Raw genomic sequence first — 23,673 nt, 5'->3', positions numbered from 1 at the left:
GATCGAAGGCTCAGTCAAAGCGCGCGAGCGGCTCGTCACGCTTGCGCAGCTCGTTCATCAGATGGGCGAGCGGATCCGGCAGATGCGAGTCCTCGGGCGGCAGGCTGCGCTGCAGCCGTTCGCCCACGGCGTCGCAGATCGATCGGCTCATCTTGCGATCGAGCGCCTCGCTGAATTCGGCGGTGCGGCCTGTCATGACGAAGTTCCAAGGGCATGTTCAATACGATGCCTTGACAAGTCATGGCTGGCCGTTTGGTTTCCGGGCAGCGGCCGGAATAGGTCGAATTGGGTTGAAATCGCATGAAAAAAGCCCCGGCGTGGGGGAGACGCCGGGGCGAGGCGAGTTCGGTGCGGCGGGGGGCGGATGCCGCGCCGAAGCTCGTATCAATAGCAGCGGTTGATCAGGCGCCAGCGCGGTCCCCACGGGGTCGGAACGACGCGGCGTACGTAGCAGCCGCCATAACCGTAGCTGTACACCGGGCCGCCGACGAAGACGCGCGGGCCATAGAACGGACGATGCCAGCCATAGCCGCCGCCATGCCATCCCCCGTGCCAGCCGCCATGCCAATGGGCGGAGGCGGCGGTGGGGGCGAGAGCGGCTGCGCCCAAGGCAACGGCGGCCGCCACGGTGAGGGAGAGTTTGCGCAACATGATCGTCTCCTGGATGACAGCGCTGGTGGCGCGGAAATTGTCCGACGGATGAGGCTGGGAGAAGGCGGCCAGCGGTCGGCTGCTTGCTCGTCCTCGCCCGATACGAAACACTCTAGGGCATCGGAGCTGAACGCTGGTGTCACGGACCCTTCAGCCTATGTTCACAATCGTGAAATTGTCGTAAGGCGTCGTCCCTCCGGCGGGGTCCCGATCGCTTGCCGTCGACCGATCGCGTCGATATAAGCCCGCAACCCACCCAAATCCCGCACCTCCAAGGACGACATCATGGCGATTGAGCGCACCTTTTCGATTATCAAGCCCGACGCGACCGAGCGTAACCTCACCGGCGCGATCAACGCGCTGATCGAGAAGGCCGGCCTGCGGATCGTGGCCCAGAAGCGGATCCGCATGACCCGCGACCAGGCCGAGACCTTCTATGCCGTGCACAAGGCGCGCCCGTTCTTCGGCGAGCTGGTCGACTTCATGATCTCCGGCCCGGTCGTGGTCCAGGTCCTGGAAGGCGAGGGCGCCATCCTGAAGTACCGCGACGTAATGGGCGCCACCGATCCGTCCAAGGCGGCCGAGGGCACCATCCGCAAGTCGCATGCGAAGTCGATCGGCGAGAACTCCGTGCACGGCTCGGATGCGCCGGAGACCGCCGCGATCGAGATCGCGCAGTTCTTCTCCGGCAACGAGATCGTCGGCTAAGCGACGACGGCTGCGGTGAAGCCTTGCTTCGCCGCAGCTTGCCCGCATGTGCAAGCCCGTTGAACGCTTCTGAAAGGTCCGGCCGTGAACTGGCTGTCGCAGCTCGCTGATCCCGCCACCTACGGCCATCTCCTCGCTCAATTCGAAGCCGACCTGCAGAGCCCCGGCTTCTGGCTGGCGCTGGGCAAGATCATCTGGATCAACGTGCTGTTGTCGGGCGACAACGCGCTGGTCATCGCGCTCGCCTGTCGCGGCCTGCATGGCAAGCATCGCTTCTGGGGCATGGTGGCGGGCTCCGGCATCGCCGTCGCGCTCCGGATCGCCTTCACCGGCATCGTCGCCACGCTGATGGCGCTGCCTTATCTGAAGCTGATCGGCGGCCTTGCGCTGCTCGTGATCGCTGCCAAGCTCTTGGTTCCGGAGGACGAGAACGACGACATCGCCGCCGGCACCACGCTGTGGCACGCGGTCCGGATCGTTGCGCTCGCCGACCTCGTGATGAGCCTCGACAACGTGATCGCGGTGGCGGCTGCCGCGAACGGACAGGCCTCGCTCCTGATCATCGGTCTGGCGATGAGCATCCCGCTGATCATCGCCGGCGCCGCGCTGATCATGCTCGTGCTCGACAGTTTCCCGCTCCTGGTATGGCTCGGCGCCATGCTGCTCGGCTGGGTCGCCGGCGAGGTGATCGCGACCGACCCCGCTATCGAGCCGCTGCTGCATCATCTCCTCGACGGCACGGTTGTCATCAACATCGAGGCCGTCTCGGCCCTGTTCGCCGGCAAGACCAATCTCTCCAGCCATATCGACGTCATGGAGACGCTGATGGCGCTGCTCGGTGCCGCGGTGGTGCTGATCGCCGGCTCGATCTGGCGCGGCCGCGCCCTGCAGCACCAGGGCAAGGACGAGCTCGAGGCCGTTCCGGCCCGCGGTGTCGAGCTGCCCTAGCGCTCAGGCGGGCGTCGGCGCCATGCGTGCCGACCGCCCTCTCGCACCTCAGCAAGGCTCGTCAGGCTTCCGCGTCCAGCCGGTCCAGGAATTCCTTGATGGTGTGAACCGAGCCGGTTTCTGCCGGCTGATAGCCGGGCAGGGCGGCGATGGCGCGATGGAATTCCTCGCCCTTCATGACCGCGAGCACGCGCCGCATCGGATCGGTTTCCAGAAACGACTGGTGACAGGCGAAGAAATAGTCCTCGGTGAGGATGCGGATGAAGTCGAGCCCGAACTGCCGCGCGGCGGCCTCGACGCCGAAGCAGACGTCGGCCATGCCGCTCGCGACATAGGCCGCGACGGCCGCATGGGTGAACTCGATCTGCTGCGCGCCGTTGATGCTGGCCTCATCGATGCCATGTGCCGCGAGCAACTGATCGAACAGCAGCCGGGTGCCGGAATCATGATCGCGGTTGACGAACCGCGCTCTGCCGTCGGCAATGTCCGCCAATGACTGGATCGATAGCGGATTGCCGCGCTTGACCATCAATCCCATCTCCCGCGTCACGAAGCTGATGACGCAGTCGTGCTTGGGGTCGAGCCACTCGCGGCAGGCCTGGATGCTCTGCGCGCGCAATTCGCCACGCGGCAGGTGCAGGCCCGAAAGGTCGCAGGCGTCCTGCGCGAGCGAGACCAGTGAATGCTGGCTGCTGACATAGCGGAGATCGACGCCGACCCCACGCTCGCGATCCAGCAGTTCGCGCAGCTTGGCGACCGCAAAGCCATGGCTGGCATGAACGCGGATGACGGTCGGATGCGGCTGCAGGAATGGCTTGATCTCGGTCACCAGCTCCTGCGCCAGATTGTCGAGTTGCGGGCCGAGGCGGGCGTGCATGCGCTCGCCGGCCCAGACCAGCTTGTCGCCGAACGGCGTCAGCTTCGAGCCCTTGCCGCGCTGGGTCTCCACCAGCGGCACGCCGAAGAAGGCGGACCACTGCTCGATCAGATTCCAGACATGACGATAGGAGAGATGCGCGTCGCTGGCGGCGCTGGTGATCTTGCCGGTTCGCCTGATTTCGCTGAGCACGCTGAGCATCACGACGATGCTCTGCGGACCGTCGTCCTTGGAAAAGCGCCAGACGGGTTCGATCGCGATCCGCAACATCAGGGCCTGCTTGTGAAGTCGGCTTCATATGATCCGCCGGTCATAGGCAAAACATATCATATTTACGAACGGAGGTTTGCTCTTACGTTTGTTGGCATACAACAAACGGAGGAAATATGATGTCGATTGCATATGACTACGAGCGCAGCTCGAGCACGGCGTCCTACCTGTCGAAGCCGCTGCAGCTCCTGATCGGCGGCCGGCACGTTCCCTCGATCTCCGGGCGCACCTTCACCTCGCTCAATCCCGCAACCGAGCAGGTAATCGCGACGGTCGCCGAGGGCAATGCCGAGGATGTCGATCTCGCGGTCGCCGCGGCCCGCAAGGCCTTCGAGGGCCCGTGGCGGACGATGCGCGCGTCCGAGCGCGGCGCGATCCTGCTGAAATGGGCGCAGCTGCTGCGCGACCATGCCGACGAGATCGTCGAGCTCGAAAGCCTCGATGCGGGCAAGCCGGTGTCGGGGATCCAGCGCCAGGATCTTCCCGCCGCGATCGATACGCTGACCTATTACGCCGGCTGGGCCGACAAGATCAGCGGTGACGTCGTGTCCACGCGCGATGATGCGTTGACCTACACGATGCGCGAGCCCGTCGGCGTGGTCGCCGCGATCGTGCCGTGGAACTTCCCGCTGATGATCGGGATGTGGAAGCTCGCCCCGGCGCTGGCCTGCGGCTGCACCGTCGTGATGAAGCCCGCCGAGCTGACGTCGTTGTCGGCGCTGCGGATCGGCGAGCTCGCGCTCGACGCCGGACTGCCGCCCGGCGTTCTCAACATCGTCACCGGCCCCGGACGGATCGTCGGCGAGGCGCTGGTCAATCATCCCGACGTTGACAAGGTCACGTTCACCGGCTCGCCCGGCGTCGGCCGCGGTATCATGAAGGCGGCCGCCGGCAACTTCAAACGCGTCTCGCTCGAGCTTGGTGGCAAGTCGGCCAACATCATCTTCGATGATGCGAACATCGAGGCGGCCGCAAAGGCTGCGGCCAGCGGCATCTTCTTCAATGCGGGACAGGTGTGCTCGGCCGGCTCGCGCGTGCTGGTGCAGGAGCGCGTGTATGACGAGGTGGTCGAGCGTCTGGCGGCGCGGGCGCAGGCGCTGCGGATCGGCGATCCGCTCGATCGCGCGACCTCGCTCGGGCCGGTCATCTCCGAACGGCAGATGAAGTCGATCCTCGACTATGTCGACATCGGCCGCAACGAAGGCGCCACGCTCGTCACCGGCGGCGAGCGCGCCGCGGCCCGCGGCTATTTCATCAGCCCCGCCGTCTTCGCCGGCGTCACGCATGAGATGCGGATTTCGCAGGAGGAGATCTTCGGACCCGTGGTCAGCGTGATCAAGTTCAGGGACGAGGCCGAGGCGCTGCGGATGGCCAACGGCACCGCCTACAGCTTGGCCGCCGGCGTCTGGAGCCGCGACATCGGCCGCGTCCAGCGCTTCGCCAAGCGCCTGCGCGCCGGCACGGTGTGGATCAACACCTACGGCTATACCGACGTAAGGCTGCCCTGGGGCGGCGATCGTGACTCCGGCCTCGGCCGCGAGCACGGCACCGCCGCGCTGGATAACTTCACCGAGCCGAAGGCGGTGTGGATGAATCTCGCGGTCTGATCCGACGAGGCAGCTCAAGCGGGCGGCTGCGATATCGCATCATCCGCCGCCCGCAGGCTTGGGCCGATCAATCGGTCTTGGCACCCGTCTTGATGATTGTTCCAACGTGGTTGCCGCGGTTGCTTCGTGGCCCGGCGTCAAAACGCAAATGAAGTATTCTTCGTATTCCCAAAAGCTATATTCAATCCAATATAGATGGCGTCCTGCTCGCGTGTCGTCTTTGCGACAATGCGGGAGCGATGCATAGATGATCGTCGCCGGACGTTGAGCGCCGGAGCGACCTTCACGCCGCCGTCTCCGTAGGCCGGTGGCCAATCGCTGAGCTGGTCGAGCGTGCTTCGTGATCCGCTGGGACATTGCGCCCGCGAGTCGGCCATCTCGTGGTACTTGCGTGCTCCCCCGATACGCCGAGATCCTGATAGATGTTGATCGCGCTGCGGCACGGTGCCGCGCCGGGGACAAATACCGCGGGGCACGGCGATCGGGCTCTCATAGTCTTGAACCGGATCGTGACGCCGCGACACCACCACGTCGTGACTCATCGCTCGACCCGCCCATTGGAATTATTCGAAATTGGACTTTGTGAATGTTGACCTCCGAGGAGATCGGCCACGTCCGGTCGTCGTTCGACATGGTGTTTGCAAATGCCACGGACATGACGACCACGTTCTACGACCGGATCTTTGAGCTTGCGCCGGAATGCCGTTCGATGTTTCGCGACGACATCGACGTGCTGAAGCGGGACTTCATCGCGACGCTGGCGGTGCTGGTCGGCAGCCTCGACCAGATGACCGGCCTGCTGTCGAGCTCCGACATCCTCGGCCGCAACCACGCGCGCTACGGCGTCAGGCCGGAGCACTATCCCGTGGTCTGCGAAGCGCTGATGTGGAGCCTTGCCAAAGGGCTCGGTCCGCACTGGACCGACGAGGTGGAGCAGGCCTGGCGCAAGGTCTACGGCGTCATTGCCCAGCGCATGATCGCGATTTCGGCAGGCCACCCGCGGTCCTAGGCCCGCGCTAGCTCCGCACGATCGAGCCGGAGCGGCCGACGAGGCGCGCCAGCTGCTTGAAGCGGCCGCCGACGCGGTCGGCGACGAGGTCGACCATCTGATGCTCGAACACCAGCATCAGCTTGCGGTCCTGGGTCCGGAAATGCGTGGCCGGCAGCACGCCCGGCCGCGCCGCCGAGATCATATGCGCGACCCGAAACGCGGTGCCCAGCAGGCGCGCCCGATCGATCTCGGCCGGGCTGAGCTGCTCCGTGAGGGCCGGCGGCGCCGCCTCGTCGCGCAGGCCCTCGTAGCGGAAGAACACCGACAGGGCGACGAAGATGCGGCCGTCGTGACTGATCGAGCCGAAATTGCCGTTGAGGATGATGCCGTAGGTCTGCTCGCCGCGGTGGTCGGGATGCATGCGCCAGCCGATGTCGGACATCAGGCAGGCCGCGTGGCGCAGCCGGCGCTCCTCCTCGGTCTCGCGGATGTGGACGACGCGGAACAGGCGGTCGGTCCAGTCGATCAGCTCGCGCGCATGCTGCGCCGAGCGCGACAGCAGCTCGTTCAGTCCCTGGGCGGCGCAGAGCAGGCCGTCCTTGGCGCGCTCGGTGTCGGGCAGCTTGGAGTACAGCAGGCCCTCGCGCACGCCGAAGGTCGAGAACACCACCGTGGTCGGCCTGGCGACGCGGATGATGTGCTCGAGCACGAGCGCGGCATAGGCGAGCAGCGGGCGCCGCGCCTCGGCGATCGCCTCGATGTCGGCCAGCATGTCGGCGGCGACGAGGCGGCGGAGGCGGCGGACAAAGGCCAGCGCATCCGCGGCCGGGATCGCATAGCCGTGCATCACGGCGAGCGGATAGCCGCTCTGGATGATGTGGATGCGCGCCAGCGCGCGCCAGGTGCCGCCGACCGCATAGAAGGTCCGGCCCTGGCCGGCGAGCAGCTGCGGCAGGTCGGTCAGCGCTTCGCTGGCGATCCGCTGCGCCTTCTTCAGCGACTTCTCGGCGAGGTCCTGCAGCGCCAGGCTGCCCAGCGGCAGCGTGACGCCGCTGCGCACCTGGTGGCCGCGCACGTCGATCAGCTCCAGCGAGCCGCCGCCGAGGTCGCCGACGATGCCGTCGGGCTTGTGGATGCCGGAGATGACGCCGAGCGCGGAATAGCGGGCCTCCTCCGGACCGGTGAGGATCTGGATCGGAGCGCCGCAGATCTTCTCCGCCTTGGCGATGAAATCGGGGCCGTTCGAGGCGTCGCGGCAGGCCGCCGTCGCGATGGCATGGACCTCGCCGACCTGCTGCACCTTGCACAGCGCGCGAAACCGCGTCAGCGCCGTCAGCGCCTTGTCGACGGCATCGGCGGCAAGCAGGCCGGTGGTCTGGACCTCGCGGCCGAGCCCGCACAGCGCCTTCTCGTTGAACACGGTGACGAGGCTGCGTTCCATCGCCTGGTAGACGACGAGGCGGACCGAGTTCGAGCCGATGTCGATGACACCGACGCTCGCGGCCCTTGGGGCGGGCCGCTTCACCGCGTCATTCCCTTGGGAAGCAGGTCGCTACGACAGATGGCGTTCGTTCCGGCGGGTGAGCCGGCGCGGTGATGATTCCTTGAGCGACTTTCCACGGCCGGACAGACTCGGATTCGTCATGAAGTAATTGTGCAGGTTGAACGGCTCCTCGCCCTTCGCCGCCTTCATACGCGTTGACGACCCATCCGGCAACAATTGCCAGCTCTGCTCGGTATCCTTCAGGTTGGCGACCATGATCTGCTCCAGAACCTGCTGGTGCACCGTCGGATTCTGCAGCGGACACAGCACCTCGACGCGGCGGTCGAGATTGCGCGGCATCATGTCGGCCGAGGAGATGTAGACGGCCGCCTTGGCGCTCGGCAGGCCCTGGCCCATGCCGAAGCAGTAGATGCGGCCATGCTCGAGGAAGCGGCCGATGACCGATTTGACCCGGATGTTGTCGGAGAGGCCGGGAATCCCCGGGCGCAGGCAGCAGATGCCGCGCACGATCAGCTCGATCGAGACGCCGGCCTGGGAGGCCTCGTAGAGCGCGTCGATGATGTCAGGGTCGACCAGCGAGTTCATCTTCATCCAGATCACCGCCGGCTTGCCCTGGCGGGCAAAGCTGGTCTCGCCGTGGATGTGCTCGATCATGCGCTTGCGAAGCGTGAGCGGCGACACCGCCATCTTCTCGATGTCGATCGGCTCGGCATAGCCGGTGATGTAGTTGAACACGCGCGTGACGTCGCGGCCGATCACCGGATCGGAGGTGAAGTAGGACAAATCGGTGTAGATGCGCGCCGTCACCGGATGATAGTTGCCGGTGCCGGTGTGGACATAGGTCGTGAGGCCGCCGCCCTCGCGGCGCACCACCATCGACAGCTTGGCATGCGTCTTCAGCTCCAGGAAGCCGTAGACCACCTGCACGCCAGCGCGCTCGAGGTCGCGTGCCCAGCGGATGTTGGCCTCCTCGTCGAAGCGCGCCTTGAGCTCGACCAGCGCCGTCACCGACTTGCCGGCTTCGGCGGCTTCCACCAGCGTGCGCACGATCGGCGAGTTGTTGGAGGTGCGGTACAGCGTCTGCTTGATCGCGACGACGTCGGGGTCGCGCGCCGCCTGCTGCAGGAACTGCACGACGACGTCGAACGACTCGTACGGATGGTGGACGATCAGGTCCTTCTGCCGGATCGCGGCGAAGATGTCGCCGCCATGGTCGCGGACCCGTTCGGGGTGGCGCGGCACGTAAGGCGCGAATTCGAGGTCGGGCCGGTCGACGCGCGTCAGCTGCGACAGCTCGTTCATCGCCAGCACGCCGTCGACCATGAACACCTCGTCGTCGGTGGTCGACAGCGCGTTCTGCACGAAGGCGCGCAGCTGCTGCGGCATGTTGGCCTCGATCTCGAGCCTGATCACCGAGCCGCGGCGCCGCCGCTTGAGCGCCGTCTCGAACAGCCGCACCAGATCCTCGGCCTCTTCCTCGATCTCGATCTCGCTGTCGCGGATGATCCGGAAGGCGCCCTGGCCCTTCACCGTATAGCCGGGGAACAGGCGCCCGATGAACAGGCCGGTGGCCTGCTCGAGCGTGATGAGGCGGATCACGCCGTCCTTGGCGCCGGGGAAGCGGATGAAGCGGTCGATCTTGCCGGGCATGCGGATCAGCGCGTTCATCGGCCGGCCGTCGGCGGTGCGCGTCAGCTGCAGCGCGACCGTGAAGCCGAGGCTCGGAATGAACGGGAACGGATGCGCCGGATCGATCGCCAGCGGCGTCAGCAGCGGGAAGATGTTGGCGAGGAAGTGGTCCTCGATCCAGGCGCGCTCGCTCTTGGTGACATCCTGGCCGTCGACCAGCACGATGCCGAGCTCGGCGAGAAACTTGCGCAGGTCGCGCCAGATCGCCTGCTGGTCGATCGCGAGCTGCGACACGGTCTCGTTGATCAGCTTCAGCTGCTCGATCGGCGTCAGACCGTCGGGGCTGCGCTCGGCGATGCCTTCGCGCACCTGGGCGCGGATGCCGGCAACGCGGACCATGAAGAATTCATCGAGGTTGTTGGCCGAGATCGACAGGAAGCGCACGCGCTCCAGCGCCGGATGGCGCGGATTGACCGATTCCTCCAACACGCGGCGGTTGAAATGCAGCCAGGACAGTTCCCGGTTGATGAAACGCTCGGGGCTGGAGGCAATCTCGATCGATGGCGCAGCAACCGGCTCTTGCTGTACGATTTCAGTAACTTGCTCGGTATCCATCAGAAATCCGTCCAATCCGCTTGCGGCATGAAATGAGGCCGCTCAGGCCGACCGTAGACCAATCCGTATGACCAGGGGATGACGTTCCCGACACCATTGAGGTTCCGCTGTGGACCGGCGTCAAGATGGCCGGCGGTCACACCGGGCGGAGCACCTCCGCCGCGAGCGCTCGGGTCACCGGCCGCCCGAGCCTCAGGGATTCATCGTCCAGCAATGCGATGGTGTGGCGGGCGGCGGCGTAGGACCGCTCGATGCGGGTCGCGAGGTAGCTGACGACCGTCTCGTCGATCGCCAGCTGCCGGTCCGCGGCCAGCTTGACGATCAGCGCGCGGAACAACTGGTCATCCGGCGGCAACAGCGTGATCGCCGGGACGGCGCGCAGCCGCGACCGGAGGTCGGCCAGGACGATCGGCAGGGCCGCCGGCGCCTCGCGTGCGGTGATCAGGATGAAGGCCTCGTCCTGCCGCGCCAGGTTGAGCAGGTGGAACAGGGCCCGCTCGTCGAGATCGGTGGCCGTGAGGTCTTCGAGCACCAGCGCGCCGGTGGCCAGTGCTCCGGGAACGGCGCTCGCCTCCAGCGCATGGGCCGACAGCGACCGGGCGCCCGAGCGCTCGGCCCAGATCGCGGCAAGATGGCTCTTGCCGGAGCCGTCGGGGCCGACCAGGAACATCGTCCTCGCCGGCCATTCCGGCCAGGCGTCGACCAGCGCCAGCCCGGCCGCATTGCCAGGGCCTTCGAGGAAGTTGTCCCGCGTCAGGCTTTCCGCGTGCGGCAGCGCGAGGGCCAGTTGACGAGGGGGAATATGGCCGGCCAAGTTCGACGTGCTCCGTACAGTGTCGTCCGCGGAGGCGGTGCAGGGCCCGCCCACTAAGCTCATTGCGCCTCGAGGGTGCTCATGTGGCGCACCCAGTCGACGAGATACAGCCCGACCGACGTGAGCGTAAAGACCGTGACCAGCACCATCAGCACGGTGGCATAGGGCTTGGGCTCGAAGCCGAACGCAAGTGCTGCGAGCACCAGCCCCGCGAATCCCACCTGCGCGGCCGTGTTCAGCTTCGAGACCATCAATGGCTTCATTGCGACCGGGCGGTCGAACAGCCAGGACACGATCACGGCGGCGACGATCATGATGTCGCGAGAGACCACGAGGATGACGATCCAGCGCGGGATGGCGCCCCAGATGCCGAGCGTGACGAAGATCGAGACCAGCAGGGCCTTGTCGGCCAGCGGGTCGAGCAGCGCGCCGAGCTCGGAACGCAGGTTGAACCGCCTGGCCAGAAACCCGTCCACGGCATCGCTCACGCCGGCGATGACGAACACGAAGAACGCGATTTCCATCTCGCTGGCCGCGATGGCCCAGACCACGATCGGAACCAGCAGGATCCGGCCAAGCGTAATCAGATTGGGGATAGAGTGGGGGATGGTCACGCAGCTGGTCCCGACGACAACTCGATCAAAATACAATCCGATTCCGAAGCGTGGCAAACCGGTCCGGCTCCTAGATAGGGTGGGGACGAGCCTCTTGCGAGCCATTGCGCGCCGCCAGATTCCGACGTAACCAGCGGCCAGATTAGGGGTTTTGACCATGACCGAGCGCAAGAACGGGCTCACTTATGCAGATTCGGGCGTCGATATCGATGCCGGCAACCGTCTGGTCGATCTGATCAAGCCCATGGTGCGCGCGACCGCGCGCCCCGGCGCAGATGCCGAGATCGGCGGCTTCGGCGGCCTGTTCGATCTCAAGGCCGCCGGCTTCAAGGATCCGGTCCTGGTGGCGGCCACCGACGGCGTCGGCACCAAGGTGAAGATCGCGATCGAGACCGGGCTGCATGGCGGGATCGGCATCGATCTGGTGGCGATGTCGGTCAACGATCTGGTGGTGCAGGGCGCCGAGCCGCTGTTCTTCCTCGACTACTTCGCCTGCGGCAAGCTCGATCCGGAGGCGACCGCCTCGATCGTCGCGGGCGTCGCCGAGGGCTGCCGCGAATCCGGCTGCGCGCTGATCGGCGGCGAGACGGCGGAGATGCCCGGCCTCTACAAGGATGGCGACTACGATCTCGCCGGCTTTGCCGTCGGCGCGGCCGAGCGCGGCACCTTGCTGCCATCGCCCGACATTGCGGCCGGCGATGTCGTGCTCGGCCTGGCCTCGTCCGGTGTGCACTCCAATGGTTATTCGCTGGTGCGTAAGATCGTCGCCCAGTCCGGCCTCGGCTTCGAGGCGCCGGCGCCGTTCGCGCCAGTGCTGACCCTGGGCGCGGCGCTGCTCACCCCGACACGGCTCTATGTGAAATCGTGCCTGCGCGCCATCCGCGAGACCGGCGCGGTGAAGGGACTGGCGCACATCACCGGCGGCGGCTTCACCGACAACATTCCGCGCGTGCTGCCGAAGCATCTCGGCGTCTCGATCGACCTCACGCACCTGCCGGTGCTGCCGGTGTTCAAATGGCTGGCGGAGCAGGGCGGCATTGCCGAGCGCGAGCTGCTCCGCACCTTCAATTGCGGGATCGGCATGATCGTGATCGTCAAGGCCGAGGCGGTCGACGCCGTTATTGAGGTGTTCAAGGCGAATGGCGAGCACGTCGCCCGCCTCGGCGAGGTCGTCGAGGCCGCGGGCGAGGAGCGCGTGATCTATAGCGGCGCGCTCGATCTGTCGCTGTGAGACGGGTTGTCACGATGAAGCGCCGCGTCGCGATCCTGATTTCTGGCCGCGGGTCCAACATGGCCGCGCTGATCCGTGCGGCGGGCGCGCCTGATTTTCCGGCGGAGATCGCGGTCGTCATCTCCAACCGTGCCGATGCGGCCGGCCTGCAGAAGGCCGCGGAGAGCGGCATCGCCGTCGAAATCATCGAGAGCAAGCCGTTCGGCAAGGACCGCGCGGGCTTCGAGGCGAAGCTGCAGGCAGCGCTCGATGCGCGCGGCATCGAGATCATCTGCCTCGCCGGCTTCATGCGGCTGTTCACGGCGGAGTTCGTCCAGCGCTGGTACGGCCGGATGCTGAACATCCATCCGTCGCTGCTGCCGTCGTTTCCCGGGCTCGATCCGCACGGCCAAGCCCTGCGCGCCGGCGTGAAGCTCTCCGGCGCGACGGTGCACTTCGTCATCCCGGAGACGGATGCCGGCCCGATCGTGATGCAGGGCGCCGTCGTGGTCAATGACGGCGATACGGCAGACACGCTGTCGGAGCGCATCCTCGGTGTCGAGCATCGCATCTATCCCGAAGCCCTCCGGCTGCTGGCGAAGGATCTGGTGCGGCTCGAGGGCGATCTCTGCAGGACGTCCGCGGTGGCGCAGGCCGATCAGGTGCTGATCTGGCCGATGGTTTCGTAGCTCCGCAACCTGACAAAAAAATCCCCGGCAAGGGCCGGGGGCGCATCAAGGCTGACGAAGTCTGATCATCCGCGCGGAGTGAACGTTGCGCGGACCTCGTTGGTTGAGAGCGGCCGGCGCGCGGTGGCGCCTTTTGCCAGGAGCCTGCTCAAGAGAGCTTGAGATTCTCGGCTGACGTCTTGCCGCGACTCTCGACGAGATCGTATTCGATCGTCTGGTTTTCGTTGAGCGTGGTCAGACCCGCACGCTCGACGGCCGAGATGTGGACGAACACGTCCTTGTCTCCACCGGTTGGTTTGATGAAGCCATATCCCTTGGTCGGGTTGAACCATTTCACGCTGCCTTTGTAGGTCGGCATCGCTGTCTCCTCGTCTAGACGAAAAAAAGACGCGGCCACGCTCGTCGCGTGCCACGCCACAAGCGGGCTCCCGAGATCTGCTCAATTTCCGTAGTCACGAAACGCACAGTCGAACGGCCAATCCGATTGTAGACGAGATTGCAACACGATTTTTCTGCGATAGCAAGTTTGGCGAACTGATGAGAACGCGTCGCGGAGTCGCAACGCCATTGCTGCTGCAGCTGCGAGGGCTGTGGCGCTGGAACCACAAGGCCCTGCCGCGCGGCCGCGCGACGGCGATGTTGATTGACCGGCGTCAGGAACTGAGGGCTAATCGTCGCCACATTTTAGGCAAATGTGAGCTGGCGGCGGACGGGCATCGATGCGCGGGGTATCTCGAACCAGACGAGGCGGACGGCCGTGCCCGGCGCGACCGGGAGCGCTGCTGCTCGTCGCAGCTCTCGCGGGAACGGCGCTCGCACCCTGCGCGGCCCAGACCGCGGGCCAGCCCAGCATCGCTGCAAGCCCGACGCCGACACCGACACCAACGCCGACACCAACACCAACACCGACGCCGACACCGAGCCCATCGCCCAGCCCGGCTCCGGGCGCGATCAGTTCCAATCTTTCGTCCGGCCGATCCGTGCTCGACCTGGGGTCGCAGTTCCTGCAGCGGCTGGGCAGCGAGGCCACCTCCGGCGGCAGCCGGCTGCTGCGCAGCAATCCCGGCGGCGGCGGAGCGTCGGAGGCGGCGGAGCAGCCCCGCTTCCGCAGCTGGGGTGAAGCCTACGGCGTGACCGCACGCTCCAACGCGCAAGGTGACTTCGTTGGAGACAAGAGGACGACGTGGGGCGGTGTCGCCGGTATCGGCATGCGCCTCGCGCCTGGCATAAACGTCGGCCTGTCGGTAGATCAGAGCCGAACCCAGGTCGATGTGCCGCTGGCGCTGCAGTCCGCCACGCTGGATCTGACCCAGCTTGGCTTCAACGCCTCTATCGATCACGGACCCTGGACCTGGGCGGTGGCCGTGGTGCACGGGTCCGGCGGCATCAATGCGCGGCGTGACACCAGCCTGGGAGCCACGCGCGCGGCCTATGGAGCCCATCTCACCGGCGTGCTGAGCGAGCTCGACTATTACTGGAGCTTCGGTGAGAGCCGCGTGGTTCCGAAGCTCGCCTTCGAGTATGCGCGTGCCACCACTGCGGCGTTCCAGGAGACCGGCGGTCTCGATCCGCTGTCGGTCAGCGGCACGTCGCTGGAGCGTGGCCGCGTTCTGGCGGGCGCCGAGATCGGCCGTTATTTCGTCATCGACGGCAGGATCCTCGACGTCTCGGCCTACGGCAAGTTTGTCGACAATCTGACGCAGAATCTCGGTGCCGTGACCGTCAGTCTCGGCGCGCAGAGCATTACGCTGCAGGGCCTTGGCGAGGGACGCTATGGCGCCGACGCCGGTGCGGCGTTGTCGCTGTCCCTGAGCAGCACCGCGCGCCTCTATCTGAACTATGATGCGAAGCTGCGCTCTGCGCTGCAATCGCATCAGGGCACGCTCGGCGTCGAGCTCAAATGGTAGCTGATCAGACCGGAATCGGCGCAACGTAGCCGCCGAAGCCGACGACGTCCCGCGCTGCGGTCATCAGCGGCACCAGATCCAGCGGATGGATGAACTCGTCGCGGAAGCAGGCGTGGATCTTCGCATCGAAGATGTGCTTCAGCCAGTCGATCACGACCTTGTGCCGATCGGAATTGCGGAACTCCTTGTGATAGGTCAGCCACAGATCCATGTGATAGTGGACGCCGAGATCGACCGGAACGAGCGGCGCACCGAGCGCGACCACCGATGTCGGCAGGAAGCCGATGCCGGCGCTGCGCTCGACGGCGTAGAGGACCGCCACGCTCGAATTGGTGGAAATGCCGACGATACCCTCGAGCGAGTCCAATCCCAGGATTCGTGCATAGCCCGTCTCGTCGAGCTGCACGCCATGCTGCTTGATGATCCGGTGGTTCCTGAGGTCTGCCAGCGATGTCGGCAGGCCGTGCGCATCGCGGTAGGCTTCCGACACGAAGCCGTAGATGTGCAGGCGCCCGAGCCTGGTCACGATCACGTCCGGATTGGTTGGCCGTTCGAACTGAATCGAAATGTCTGCCTCGAGGCGCGAGACGTCCGCCTGCTGCATCGCGCAGCTCAGATCGACCGTGATCTTGCGATAAGTCCGCTGGAAATCGATTAGTCGCGGCAGAATCCAGAAATTTCCGGGACCTTCGGTCACGGCGACGCGTACCGATCCGCGCGTGTCGGTCGAGAGTGCGGCGCGTCGGAAGATGTTGAAGCTCAGTCGTTCCATCTGCTCGACGTCGAACAGCAGAGCGCGTCCTTCATCGCTGAGCGACAGCCCGGACTGATCACGGATGAAAAGCTTGAACCCCAGCTCGTTCTCGAGCCGGTCGATCTTGCGCATCAGCGTGGTGCCGGTCAGTCCGAGAACCTCCGCCGCGTTTCTGAAGCTCTGGTGCCGCGTACAAAGGAGAAATGCTCTTAAATCTTCCCATGAGGCATTAAGCGTTTCGTCAGATTTCCCGCGCTGCGTAGATGCAGCACCCCGATGCAAATGTTGCCGCATACACTCGAGCCCCGACTAGTATGATGACGTCATCAAAGCCAAGCTGGAAACATAGATGCAGAAACAGCAGCGCGGAAGCACAGAATTCACAGAGCGACATCAGCTTGACGCATTGCCGCGGACTCATCTGATCACGGCGCAAGCCGTCGGCTCCGATCGGCTCGGCGAGCTCGCAGCGTTGGCGAGGCGGGAAATTCCTGGTGTGCGTGCATCCGAGCACGAGCTTGCGGAGTTCTTGCGTCATGATCCGGCCTCGATTTTCGTGCTGTGCCGCGGCAGCCGGCTGCTCGGCGGCATCGCGTTCCTCTATTTGAACTGTGAGGGTCTGGATGCGCTGCTGCTGGATGATTTCAATTTGAACAATCCGCCGCGCGGATTTCTGGCGCGGCCCGACGAGGAGCCTGCGGCGATCTACGTCTGGGCGCTGGTGGCTCAGGGACGGGGCGCGCTCGGGCTCGGCAATGTCGCAGAGGTGCTGCGCGGACCGAGATACCGGGCTGCAGATTACTACGCGCAACCTTCGAGCGACGAGGGGCGTGCCTTTCTCAGTGCACTCGGCTTCACGCCGCGCGCAAGCTTTCAGCCGGATCTCTGGTGGTATCAGCGGCCGTGGAACCGGCTGCCCGAGATGACGGCCCCCCCGATTCAATCGACGACGCATTTCGACAAAGGGAGTCTTGCAGATGTACGGCAGTAGTTCAGCCAAGATGACGAAATCGAATCCACGCGCGATCACGGTGCGCATCGCGCGTGATCCGAACGATCTGATGCTCGTTACGGCGATCCGCTCGGCCGTCTATCTCACCGAGCAGGATTGTCCGATGGAGGAGGAGTTCGACGGCAATGATCTCGTCGCGGCCCACTTCCTCGGCTTTGTCGGCAAGGAGCCGGCCGGATGCGTACGCGTGCGCTTCTTCGGCGAGTTCGCCAAGGTCGAGCGGCTTGCGGTCCGCCACCAGTATCGCCGCTCGCGGCTGTCGTTCAAGCTGGTGCGTGATGCGCTCGACTATTGCAGGCGCAAGGGTTTCAAGAAGGCCTATGGCCATGCGCAGGATCGCCTCATCGACTTCTGGGCGCATTTCGGCGCCAAGCCGCTCGGCCACAATCGCAAGCTCACCTTCTCCGACTTTTCCTACACCGAGATGGTGCTGGATCTCGAGCCGTGCGACGATGCCATCACGCTCGACAGCGATCCCTACATGATCATCCGGCCCGAGGGCGATTGGGATCGGCCCGGCGTGCTTGACCTCTCGGCCGGCCGGCCGGCGTCATCGCCGTTGCGCGACTTCGCTGCAGCGAGACCGTGATGTCGAGCGGCGATCTGTTCGTCGCGACCGAGACGGATCCGCCCGTCCTGCTATGCGCCGATCTGCAGTGCGAATATCTCGCCGAGGGACGCAAGCACCTGATCGCCGACGGCGACGTCGTCACGGCCCGGTGCCGGCAGCTGATCGCGCTCTGGCGCGACAATCTGTGGCCCGTCGTCCACCTCAAGCGGATCGCGCAGGCGGCCTGGTTCAACCCGGCCTCCAACCTGACCAACTGGCTCGATGACTTCAAGCCGAGGCCCGGCGAGATTGCGTTCGAGCATCCGCTGCCCTCGGCCTACAGTTCGGCCCGGTTCGCCGACTACATGTCGAACATGCGCAGCATCCGCTGCATCGTGCTCGGGTTCTCGCTGGACGAGACGATCCTTTCCACGGTCGTCGATGGCTTCCATCGCAGCCATCGTTATCAGGTGATCGGGGACGCGGTGGCGTGCCGCAAGGCCTGCGCCGGCGATGCCGACTCCTACAAGCAGGTCGTCACCCGTGTGATCGGCAATTTTGCCGGGGTGCTCGACAGTGCGGAGCTGACCGGGGCGAGCGGCCGGCTCGCGGCCCGGGCAGGGCGGCGGCGCTGACCTCACCGCCCCGCGAGCCGTTCGGCCAGGTTGATCACCATGCGGCGGTCGGACGGGTCGATGATCTTGTTGAATGCAACCACGAGGCGCAACGCCTCGACGACGTGCAAATCAACAGGATTTTCGCTCAGCAGCCGCAGCAGCTTCTGTTCTGGCGGTTCGCAATCGTCTTTGCTCACGCGGCAGCTCCAGGAACGAGAACGCGACATGACCCGAGAGGAAGAGCTCAAGGAGCTGGCGAGCAGCCTCCAGGTGGCCATTGCGAAAGCCCGCCAGCTCAACCTGCCGACCAGCGTCTACATTCTTTCGTTGGCCCTGGTCGAGGTATCCCAGACAATCGAGGCGGAGTTGAGGGGGCGGCCCGGCCCTGAATGACGTGCGGTGACCATGGCCGTGCGGAACCCGATCCGCAATCAACTGGGTGACTCTCGGCCGGGTGACGCCCCGGGCAAGTAACGCGCGGACCGGTAACGCGTTAAGCCGATAGCGTTTGGGACCGGTAACTCTCGGGCGCAGCAACCTGAACGCTGTCGACCGGTCAGTCCCGGTCGACCCTGATGACCCGGCCCTTGTCGATGGCGAGTGCGAGCTTGCCGTGCTTCAAGGCCAGCGCGGCGTCGCCGAACAGCTCGCGCCGCCAGCCCTGCAGCGCGGCAACATCGGCCTCGTCGTCGGCCGCGATCTGCTCGAGGTCGTCGACCGTCGCGATCACCTTGCTGGCGACGGCATGACGCTCCGAGGTCATGCGCAGCAGCACCTTGAGCAGCTCGACGATCGCCGCGCCGTTGGAATTGTTGCGCGGCTTTTCCAGCTTCGGCAGTGCTGCGGGATCGCGCGCCAGCCCGCGCTGCACGGCGGCAACGATGTCGGCGCCCCATTTGGAGCGCTCGAAGCCCTTTGGTAGCGAGCGCAGGCTGCCGAGCTTCTCGATCGTGGTTGGCGCGTGGGTGGCGATGTCGCCGACCGCATCGTCCTTCATGACGCGGCTGCGCGGGACGTCGCGGCTCTGCGCCTCCTGCTCGCGCCAGGCGGCGACCTCGATCAGCACCGCGAGCTCCTTCGGCTTGCGGACGCGCGTCTTCAGCCGTTCCCAGGCGCGCTCGGGATGGAAGTCGTAGGTCTTCGGCGAGGTCAGGATTTCCATCTCCTCGCTGACCCAGTCGCTGCGCTTGCGCTTCTTCAGGTCGGCATCCAGCGCTGCGAACACGTCGCGGAGATGGGTGACGTCCGCCTCGGCGTAGTGCGCCTGCTCCTTGGTCAGCGGCCGGCGCGACCAGTCGGTGAAGCGGTGGGTCTTGTCGGGGCGGTGGCCGGTGATGCGTTCGACCAGCTGGTCATAGGCGATGCTGTCGCCGTATCCGAGCACCATCGCAGCGACCTGGGTGTCGAAGATCGGATGCGGCACGATGCCGGCCTGATGCCAGATGATCTCGATGTCCTGGCGTGCGGCGTGGAAGACCTTGAGCACCTTCTCGTTCGCCATCAGCTCGAAGAACGGCTTGAGATCGATGCCCTCGGCCAGCGCGTCGATGACCAGCGCTTCGTCCGGGCTCGCCATCTGCACGACGCAGAGCAGGGGGTAATAGGTGGTCTCCCGCAGGAACTCGGTATCGACGGTGATGACCGGGTGCTGGGCGAGGCGGGCGCAGGCGGCTGCAAGATCCGCAGTGGTGGTGATCAAGTCCATGAACGATCCATGACGGGGCACTTACGCCGTCGTCCGAAAACGCTGACAAGTCAAGGGTGTCGGCAAAGGATGGGGAACGAAATTCGTCTCCGCTTGTCGGCCCAATCAGGCCGGAACGCAAGCGCCACCGTACCGCTTGATCGCTCTATGGTTGACGATGCCGGGCCACCGGCCGGCCGGGCGAGCCGCTCAGTGGTGCCGGACCCGGCCCGAAGAGCGGCGTGCGGAGGGGACAGCCAGCACGATCAGACACAGGGCGATCATCGCCAGACCCATGAATTCGAACACCAGCGCGTCCACGTTTGCGACCTCCCCGAGTTGTTGCTTCAACTTGTCGGGGCTGCGTTGATGGTTTCTTAAGGACCCGATCGCTGTCAGGGCGATGGTGGACGCGAGGTTAAGACCGCGTGCTACGTGCCGCAGAAGGTCTGCATCACGCGCTCCTCGGGCTGGGGCGGCTCGGCGTAGGCGACGAACTCCGGCTGGTCGTCATAGGGCTTCGTCAGCACCGCATGCAGCTCCTCGAACGGCTTGTAATCGTCGTTCTCCACCGCCGCCGTGATCACAGCCTCGATGCGGTGGTTGCGCGGGATGAAGGCCGGATTGACCTTGCGCATGGCCTCGCGGCGCTCGGCCGGCGTCTGCGGCTCCTCGGCGAGGCGCTGCTGCCAGCGTGCCGCCCATTCGTCGAAACCAGTGGGATCCTCGAACAAGGCGCGGACCTCGCTGAGATCGCCAGTTCCGGCCGCCTCGCTGAGCCGGCGGAAAGTCAGGGTGAAATCGGCCCTGCCAGCTGCCATCGCGTCGAACAGCGTCTGGGCCAGCGGCTGGTCGCCCTCGCGGGTCGCGAACAGGCCGAGCTTGCGGCGCAGCCCCGCCTGGTGCGCGTCGGTGAACTGGGCGGCGAAGCCGTCGAGCGCCGCCTCGGCCTCCTTGACCGCCTGGTCCTTGTCACTGCCGAACAGCGGCAGCAGGCATTCGGCGAGCCGGGTCAGGTTCCACATGCCGATGCGCGGCTGATTGGCGAAGGCGTAGCGGCCGAACTCGTCGATCGAGGAGAACACCTGCTTGGGGTCGTAGGCGTCCATGAAGGCGCAGGGACCGTAATCGATGGTCTCCCCCGACACCGAGCTGTTGTCGGTGTTCATCACGCCATGGATGAAGCCGATCAGCAGCCAGTCGGCGATCAGCCGGGCCTGGCGTGCGATCACCGCATCGAGCAGCGCGTGATAGGGCCGCTCGGTGCCGGCGAGGTCCGGATAGTGCCGGCTGATGACGTGGTCGGCGAGCCGGCGTACCGCCTCGGTGTCCTGGCGGGCCGCAAAATACTGGAACGTGCCGACCCGGATATGGCTGGTCGCGACCCGCGTCAGCACCGCGCCGGGCAGCGCCGTGCCGCGATAGACCTGCTCGCCGGTAACCACCGCCGCAAGCGACCGGGTGGTTGGAATGCCCAGCGCGGCCATCGCCTCGCTGACGATGTATTCGCGCAACACCGGCCCGAGCGCCGCGCGGCCGTCGCCGCGGCGCGAAAACGGGGTCGGGCCGGAGCCCTTGAGCTGGATGTCGCGGCGGACGCCGTTCTTGTCGACCACCTCGCCGAGCAGGATTGCCCGGCCGTCGCCGAGCTGCGGGACGAAATGCCCGAACTGGTGCCCGGCATAGGCCATCGCGATCGGCTCGGCGCCCTCGGGCACGGTCTTGCCGGCCAGGATCGCGGCGCCCTCGGCGGTCTCCAGCTCGGCCGGATCGAGGCCCAGCTCCTCGGCCAGCGGCCGGTTCAGCTTGATCAGCCGCGGCGCGGCGACGGGCGTGGGGGCCACCCGGGCAAAGAAATTGTCCGGCAGCGCAGCGTAGGAGTTCTGGAAGGGGAAATGCACGGTCATACCGTCCAAGATAAGCCCGCGGGCGTCGCTTTTCGAGCCCAAACGACCGTCAGATGAGCGCTTCGGCGCCAGCTCATTTCGGCGGCAGGGCGCCCGGCCGGCGCAGCGGATGGGGATCAGCGGCTTTTGCCGCCTTGGGGCGGAAAAGGCCCGACGCGTCGGTTGCCGCGCCGGGGCGGCTCGGCTAAACCCTGCGCGCATTCGGAACGCGCCTTCGAGGCTGCACCGATTCCTTTTCCTCACGACGACCATTCAGGACGACCATGCATCGCTACCGGACCCATACCTGCGGCGCGCTCCGCGACAGCAACATCGGAGAGACGGTCCGGCTGTCCGGCTGGTGCCATCGCATCCGCGACCATGGCGGCGTGCTGTTCGTCGATTTGCGCGACCATTACGGCCTCACCCAGTGCGTCGTCGATCCCGACTCCAAGGCGTTCGGCCTCGCCGAGAAGCTGCGCTCGGAGTGGGTCGTGCGCATGGAAGGCAAGGTCCGCCGCCGTCCCGAGGGCACCGACAATGCCGAGCTGCCGACCGGGCAGGTCGAGCTCTATGTCGCCGACATCGAGGTGCTGGGCCCCGCGGCCGAGCTGCCGCTGCCGGTGTTCGGCGAGCAGGAATACCCCGAGGACATCCGGCTGAAATACCGCTTCCTCGACCTGCGCCGCGACAAGCTGCACCAGAACATCATGACCCGCGGCGCGATCATCGATTCGATGCGCCGGCGCATGAAGGAGCAGGGCTTCTTCGAATTCCAGACGCCGATCCTGACCGCGTCCTCGCCGGAGGGCGCGCGCGACTTCCTGGTGCCGTCGCGCATCCATCCCGGCAAGTTCTACGCGCTGCCTCAGGCGCCGCAGCAGTACAAGCAGCTGCTGATGATGTCGGGCTTCGACCGCTATTTCCAGATCGCGCCATGCTTCCGCGACGAGGATCCGCGCGCCGACCGCCTGCCGGGCGAGTTCTATCAGCTCGACGTCGAGATGAGCTTCGTCGAGCAGGAGGACGTGTTCGCGGCGCTGGAGCCGGTCGTCACCGGCGTGTTCGAGGAGTTCGCCAAGGGCAAGCCGGTCACCAAGGGCTGGCCGCGCATTCCGTTCGCGCAGGCGCTGCGCAAATACGGCACCGACAAGCCGGACCTGCGCAACCCGATCGAGATGCAGGACGTCTCCGAGCACTTCCGCGGCTCCGGCTTCAAGGTGTTTGCGCGCATGCTCGAAGACCCGAAGAACCAGGTCTGGGCGATTCCCGCGCCATCGGGCGGCAGCCGCGCGTTCTGCGACCGCATGAATTCGTGGGCGCAGGGCGAAGGCCAGCCCGGCCTCGGCTACATCATGTGGCGCGAGGGCGGCGAGGGCGCGGGTCCGCTCGCCAACAACATCGGCCCCGAGCGCACGGCGGCGATCAGGACGCAACTCGGCACCAAGGAGGGCGATGCCGCCTTCTTCGTCGCCGGCGATCCCGACAAGTTCTGGAAGTTCGCAGGCCTCGCCCGCACCCGGGTCGGCGAGGAGCTGAACCTGATCGACAAGGACCGCTTCGCGCTGGCCTGGATCGTCGACTTCCCGATGTACGAGTACAATGAGGACGACAAGAAGGTCGACTTCTCGCACAACCCGTTCTCGATGCCGCAGGGCGGCCTCGACGCGCTGAAGTCACAGGACCCGCTGACCATCAAGGCGTTCCAGTACGACATCGCCTGCAACGGCTATGAGATCGCCTCCGGCGGCATCCGCAACCACAAGCCGGAAGCGATGGTGAAGGCGTTCGAGATCGCTGGCTATGGCGAGCAGGAAGTGGTCGACCGCTTCGGCGGCATGTACCGCGCCTTCCAGTACGGCGCGCCGCCGCATGGCGGCATGGCCGCCGGCGTCGACCGCATCGTGATGCTGCTCTGTGGCACCAACAATCTGCGCGAGATCTCGCTGTTCCCGATGAACCAGCAGGCCATGGACCTCTTGATGGGCGCGCCGTCGGAAGCTTCGACCAAGCAGCTGCGCGAGCTGCACATCAAGACCAACCTGCCGAACAAGTAGTTCGGCAGCAGGAACATGTAGAAACGTAGAGCTTGTGAGCCAATTTGAGTTCGCAGCTGAGCTTACGCCGCGGGGGCTG

General features: G+C 65.8%; 24 protein-coding genes. 12 read left to right on the top strand and 12 right to left on the bottom strand.

The genetic code is table 11. The annotated features are described in order from the left end of the window. Positions 1 to 10 precede the first annotated feature (10 nt). Positions 11 to 196 carry a hypothetical protein gene (locus QQL87_RS32315; RefSeq protein WP_284423180.1) on the bottom strand — a complete coding sequence of 62 codons (186 nt, stop codon included), beginning with the start codon at positions 194 to 196 and terminating at the stop codon, positions 11 to 13. A 188-nt stretch (positions 197 to 384) separates the two neighbouring features. Then, positions 385 to 651 (bottom strand): sulfur globule protein precursor, encoded by a 267-nt coding sequence (locus tag QQL87_RS32310; RefSeq protein ID WP_284423181.1) that lies wholly within the window; start codon positions 649 to 651, stop codon positions 385 to 387. A 285-nt stretch (positions 652 to 936) separates the two neighbouring features. On the opposite strand from QQL87_RS32310, the gene ndk reads away from it, so the two are divergent. Both ndk and QQL87_RS32300 read left to right on the top strand, forming a co-directional pair. Then, on the top strand, positions 937 to 1,359 hold the full coding sequence (gene ndk, locus QQL87_RS32305) for a nucleoside-diphosphate kinase (protein WP_284423182.1): 423 nt from the start codon (positions 937 to 939) through the stop codon (positions 1,357 to 1,359). Positions 1,360 to 1,443: 84 nt separating this feature from the next. Then, positions 1,444 to 2,307 (top strand): TerC family protein, encoded by an 864-nt coding sequence (locus QQL87_RS32300; protein WP_284423183.1) that lies wholly within the window; start codon positions 1,444 to 1,446, stop codon positions 2,305 to 2,307. A gap of 61 nt (positions 2,308 to 2,368) precedes the next feature. On the opposite strand, the gene QQL87_RS32295 is transcribed toward QQL87_RS32300, so the two are convergent. Further along, the gene (locus tag QQL87_RS32295) at positions 2,369 to 3,454 is read right to left on the bottom strand and encodes a substrate-binding domain-containing protein (protein WP_284423184.1); all 1,086 of its coding nucleotides are present in this window, start codon (positions 3,452 to 3,454) and stop codon (positions 2,369 to 2,371) included. Positions 3,455 to 3,573: 119 nt separating this feature from the next. On the opposite strand from QQL87_RS32295, the gene QQL87_RS32290 reads away from it, so the two are divergent. Both QQL87_RS32290 and QQL87_RS32285 read left to right on the top strand, forming a co-directional pair. Further along, on the top strand, positions 3,574 to 5,061 hold the full coding sequence (locus QQL87_RS32290) for an aldehyde dehydrogenase family protein (protein ID WP_284423204.1): 1,488 nt from the start codon (positions 3,574 to 3,576) through the stop codon (positions 5,059 to 5,061). A 586-nt stretch (positions 5,062 to 5,647) separates the two neighbouring features. Next, the gene (locus QQL87_RS32285) at positions 5,648 to 6,070 is read left to right on the top strand and encodes a globin family protein (protein ID WP_284423185.1); all 423 of its coding nucleotides are present in this window, start codon (positions 5,648 to 5,650) and stop codon (positions 6,068 to 6,070) included. Positions 6,071 to 6,077: 7 nt separating this feature from the next. Here the strand turns inward: QQL87_RS32285 and ppx are convergent, their stop codons facing one another. The 4 genes from ppx to QQL87_RS32265 form a co-directional block, all read right to left on the bottom strand. Further along, positions 6,078 to 7,577 carry an exopolyphosphatase gene (gene ppx / locus QQL87_RS32280; RefSeq protein ID WP_284423186.1) on the bottom strand — a complete coding sequence of 500 codons (1,500 nt, stop codon included), beginning with the start codon at positions 7,575 to 7,577 and terminating at the stop codon, positions 6,078 to 6,080. 27 nt (positions 7,578 to 7,604) lie between these two features. After that, complete coding sequence (locus QQL87_RS32275; protein WP_284423187.1) at positions 7,605 to 9,800, bottom strand: RNA degradosome polyphosphate kinase; 2,196 nt, start codon at positions 9,798 to 9,800, stop codon at positions 7,605 to 7,607. 136 nt (positions 9,801 to 9,936) lie between these two features. Beyond that, entirely contained in the window at positions 9,937 to 10,614 is a 678-nt protein-coding gene (locus QQL87_RS32270; protein WP_284423188.1) for a P-loop NTPase family protein, read from the bottom strand. 59 nt (positions 10,615 to 10,673) lie between these two features. Continuing rightward, positions 10,674 to 11,228 carry a CDP-alcohol phosphatidyltransferase family protein gene (locus QQL87_RS32265; RefSeq protein ID WP_284423189.1) on the bottom strand — a complete coding sequence of 185 codons (555 nt, stop codon included), beginning with the start codon at positions 11,226 to 11,228 and terminating at the stop codon, positions 10,674 to 10,676. Positions 11,229 to 11,385: 157 nt separating this feature from the next. Here QQL87_RS32265 and purM point away from each other — a divergent pair, with 157 nt between their 5' ends. Together purM and purN are read left to right on the top strand one after the other, a co-directional pair. Beyond that, positions 11,386 to 12,459, top strand: a complete 1,074-nt coding sequence (gene purM / locus QQL87_RS32260; RefSeq protein ID WP_284423190.1) for a phosphoribosylformylglycinamidine cyclo-ligase — start codon at positions 11,386 to 11,388, stop codon at positions 12,457 to 12,459. A gap of 14 nt (positions 12,460 to 12,473) precedes the next feature. Next, positions 12,474 to 13,127 carry a phosphoribosylglycinamide formyltransferase gene (gene purN / locus QQL87_RS32255; RefSeq protein WP_284423191.1) on the top strand — a complete coding sequence of 218 codons (654 nt, stop codon included), beginning with the start codon at positions 12,474 to 12,476 and terminating at the stop codon, positions 13,125 to 13,127. Between the two features lie 148 nt (positions 13,128 to 13,275). Here purN and QQL87_RS32250 read toward each other — a convergent pair whose 3' ends face one another. Further along, positions 13,276 to 13,485: a cold-shock protein gene (locus tag QQL87_RS32250; RefSeq protein WP_284423192.1), complete on the bottom strand. Its 210-nt coding sequence runs from the start codon at positions 13,483 to 13,485 to the stop codon at positions 13,276 to 13,278. Between the two features lie 361 nt (positions 13,486 to 13,846). Between QQL87_RS32250 and QQL87_RS32245 the strand changes: the two genes are divergently transcribed. Continuing rightward, entirely contained in the window at positions 13,847 to 15,034 is a 1,188-nt protein-coding gene (locus QQL87_RS32245) for an autotransporter outer membrane beta-barrel domain-containing protein (protein ID WP_284423193.1), read from the top strand. Between the two features lie 4 nt (positions 15,035 to 15,038). Here QQL87_RS32245 and QQL87_RS32240 read toward each other — a convergent pair whose 3' ends face one another. Beyond that, on the bottom strand, positions 15,039 to 16,082 hold the full coding sequence (locus QQL87_RS32240) for a LysR family transcriptional regulator (RefSeq protein WP_284423194.1): 1,044 nt from the start codon (positions 16,080 to 16,082) through the stop codon (positions 15,039 to 15,041). A 55-nt stretch (positions 16,083 to 16,137) separates the two neighbouring features. Here QQL87_RS32240 and QQL87_RS32235 point away from each other — a divergent pair, with 55 nt between their 5' ends. Genes QQL87_RS32235 through QQL87_RS32225 form a run of 3 tightly spaced genes read left to right on the top strand, consistent with a single transcriptional unit; the run spans position 16,138 to position 17,985 of the window. After that, entirely contained in the window at positions 16,138 to 16,779 is a 642-nt protein-coding gene (locus QQL87_RS32235) for a hypothetical protein (RefSeq protein ID WP_284423195.1), read from the top strand. Further along, entirely contained in the window at positions 16,766 to 17,389 is a 624-nt protein-coding gene (locus QQL87_RS32230; RefSeq protein ID WP_284423196.1) for a GNAT family N-acetyltransferase, read from the top strand. Before QQL87_RS32235 ends, QQL87_RS32230 begins: the two co-directional genes overlap by 14 nt. Continuing rightward, positions 17,389 to 17,985, top strand: coding sequence for an isochorismatase family protein (locus QQL87_RS32225; RefSeq protein ID WP_284423197.1), 597 nt, complete (start codon positions 17,389 to 17,391; stop codon positions 17,983 to 17,985). The genes QQL87_RS32230 and QQL87_RS32225 overlap by 1 nt, the downstream gene beginning before the upstream one ends. A 2-nt stretch (positions 17,986 to 17,987) precedes the next feature. On the opposite strand, the gene QQL87_RS32220 is transcribed toward QQL87_RS32225, so the two are convergent. Next, positions 17,988 to 18,164, bottom strand: a complete 177-nt coding sequence (locus tag QQL87_RS32220) for a hypothetical protein (RefSeq protein ID WP_284423198.1) — start codon at positions 18,162 to 18,164, stop codon at positions 17,988 to 17,990. Positions 18,165 to 18,192: 28 nt separating this feature from the next. On the opposite strand from QQL87_RS32220, the gene QQL87_RS32215 reads away from it, so the two are divergent. Beyond that, complete coding sequence (locus QQL87_RS32215; RefSeq protein ID WP_284423199.1) at positions 18,193 to 18,360, top strand: hypothetical protein; 168 nt, start codon at positions 18,193 to 18,195, stop codon at positions 18,358 to 18,360. A 163-nt stretch (positions 18,361 to 18,523) separates the two neighbouring features. Here the strand turns inward: QQL87_RS32215 and rnd are convergent, their stop codons facing one another. Next, a complete protein-coding gene (gene rnd / locus QQL87_RS32210) occupies positions 18,524 to 19,672 on the bottom strand; it encodes a ribonuclease D (protein WP_284423200.1) in 1,149 nt (382 codons plus the stop codon). A gap of 410 nt (positions 19,673 to 20,082) precedes the next feature. After that, positions 20,083 to 21,558, bottom strand: a complete 1,476-nt coding sequence (locus QQL87_RS32205; RefSeq protein ID WP_284423201.1) for a protein adenylyltransferase SelO — start codon at positions 21,556 to 21,558, stop codon at positions 20,083 to 20,085. Positions 21,559 to 21,821: 263 nt separating this feature from the next. On the opposite strand from QQL87_RS32205, the gene aspS reads away from it, so the two are divergent. Next, on the top strand, positions 21,822 to 23,594 hold the full coding sequence (aspS, locus tag QQL87_RS32200; protein ID WP_284423202.1) for an aspartate--tRNA ligase: 1,773 nt from the start codon (positions 21,822 to 21,824) through the stop codon (positions 23,592 to 23,594). Positions 23,595 to 23,673 lie beyond the last annotated feature (79 nt).

Source organism: Bradyrhizobium sp. SSBR45G (assembly GCF_030159255.1).
In the GTDB taxonomy this organism is placed as follows: Bacteria; Pseudomonadota; Alphaproteobacteria; order Rhizobiales; family Xanthobacteraceae; genus Bradyrhizobium.
The sequence above is the reverse complement of the archived record's forward strand: the minus strand, read 5'-3'. Positions and strand labels throughout refer to the sequence as shown.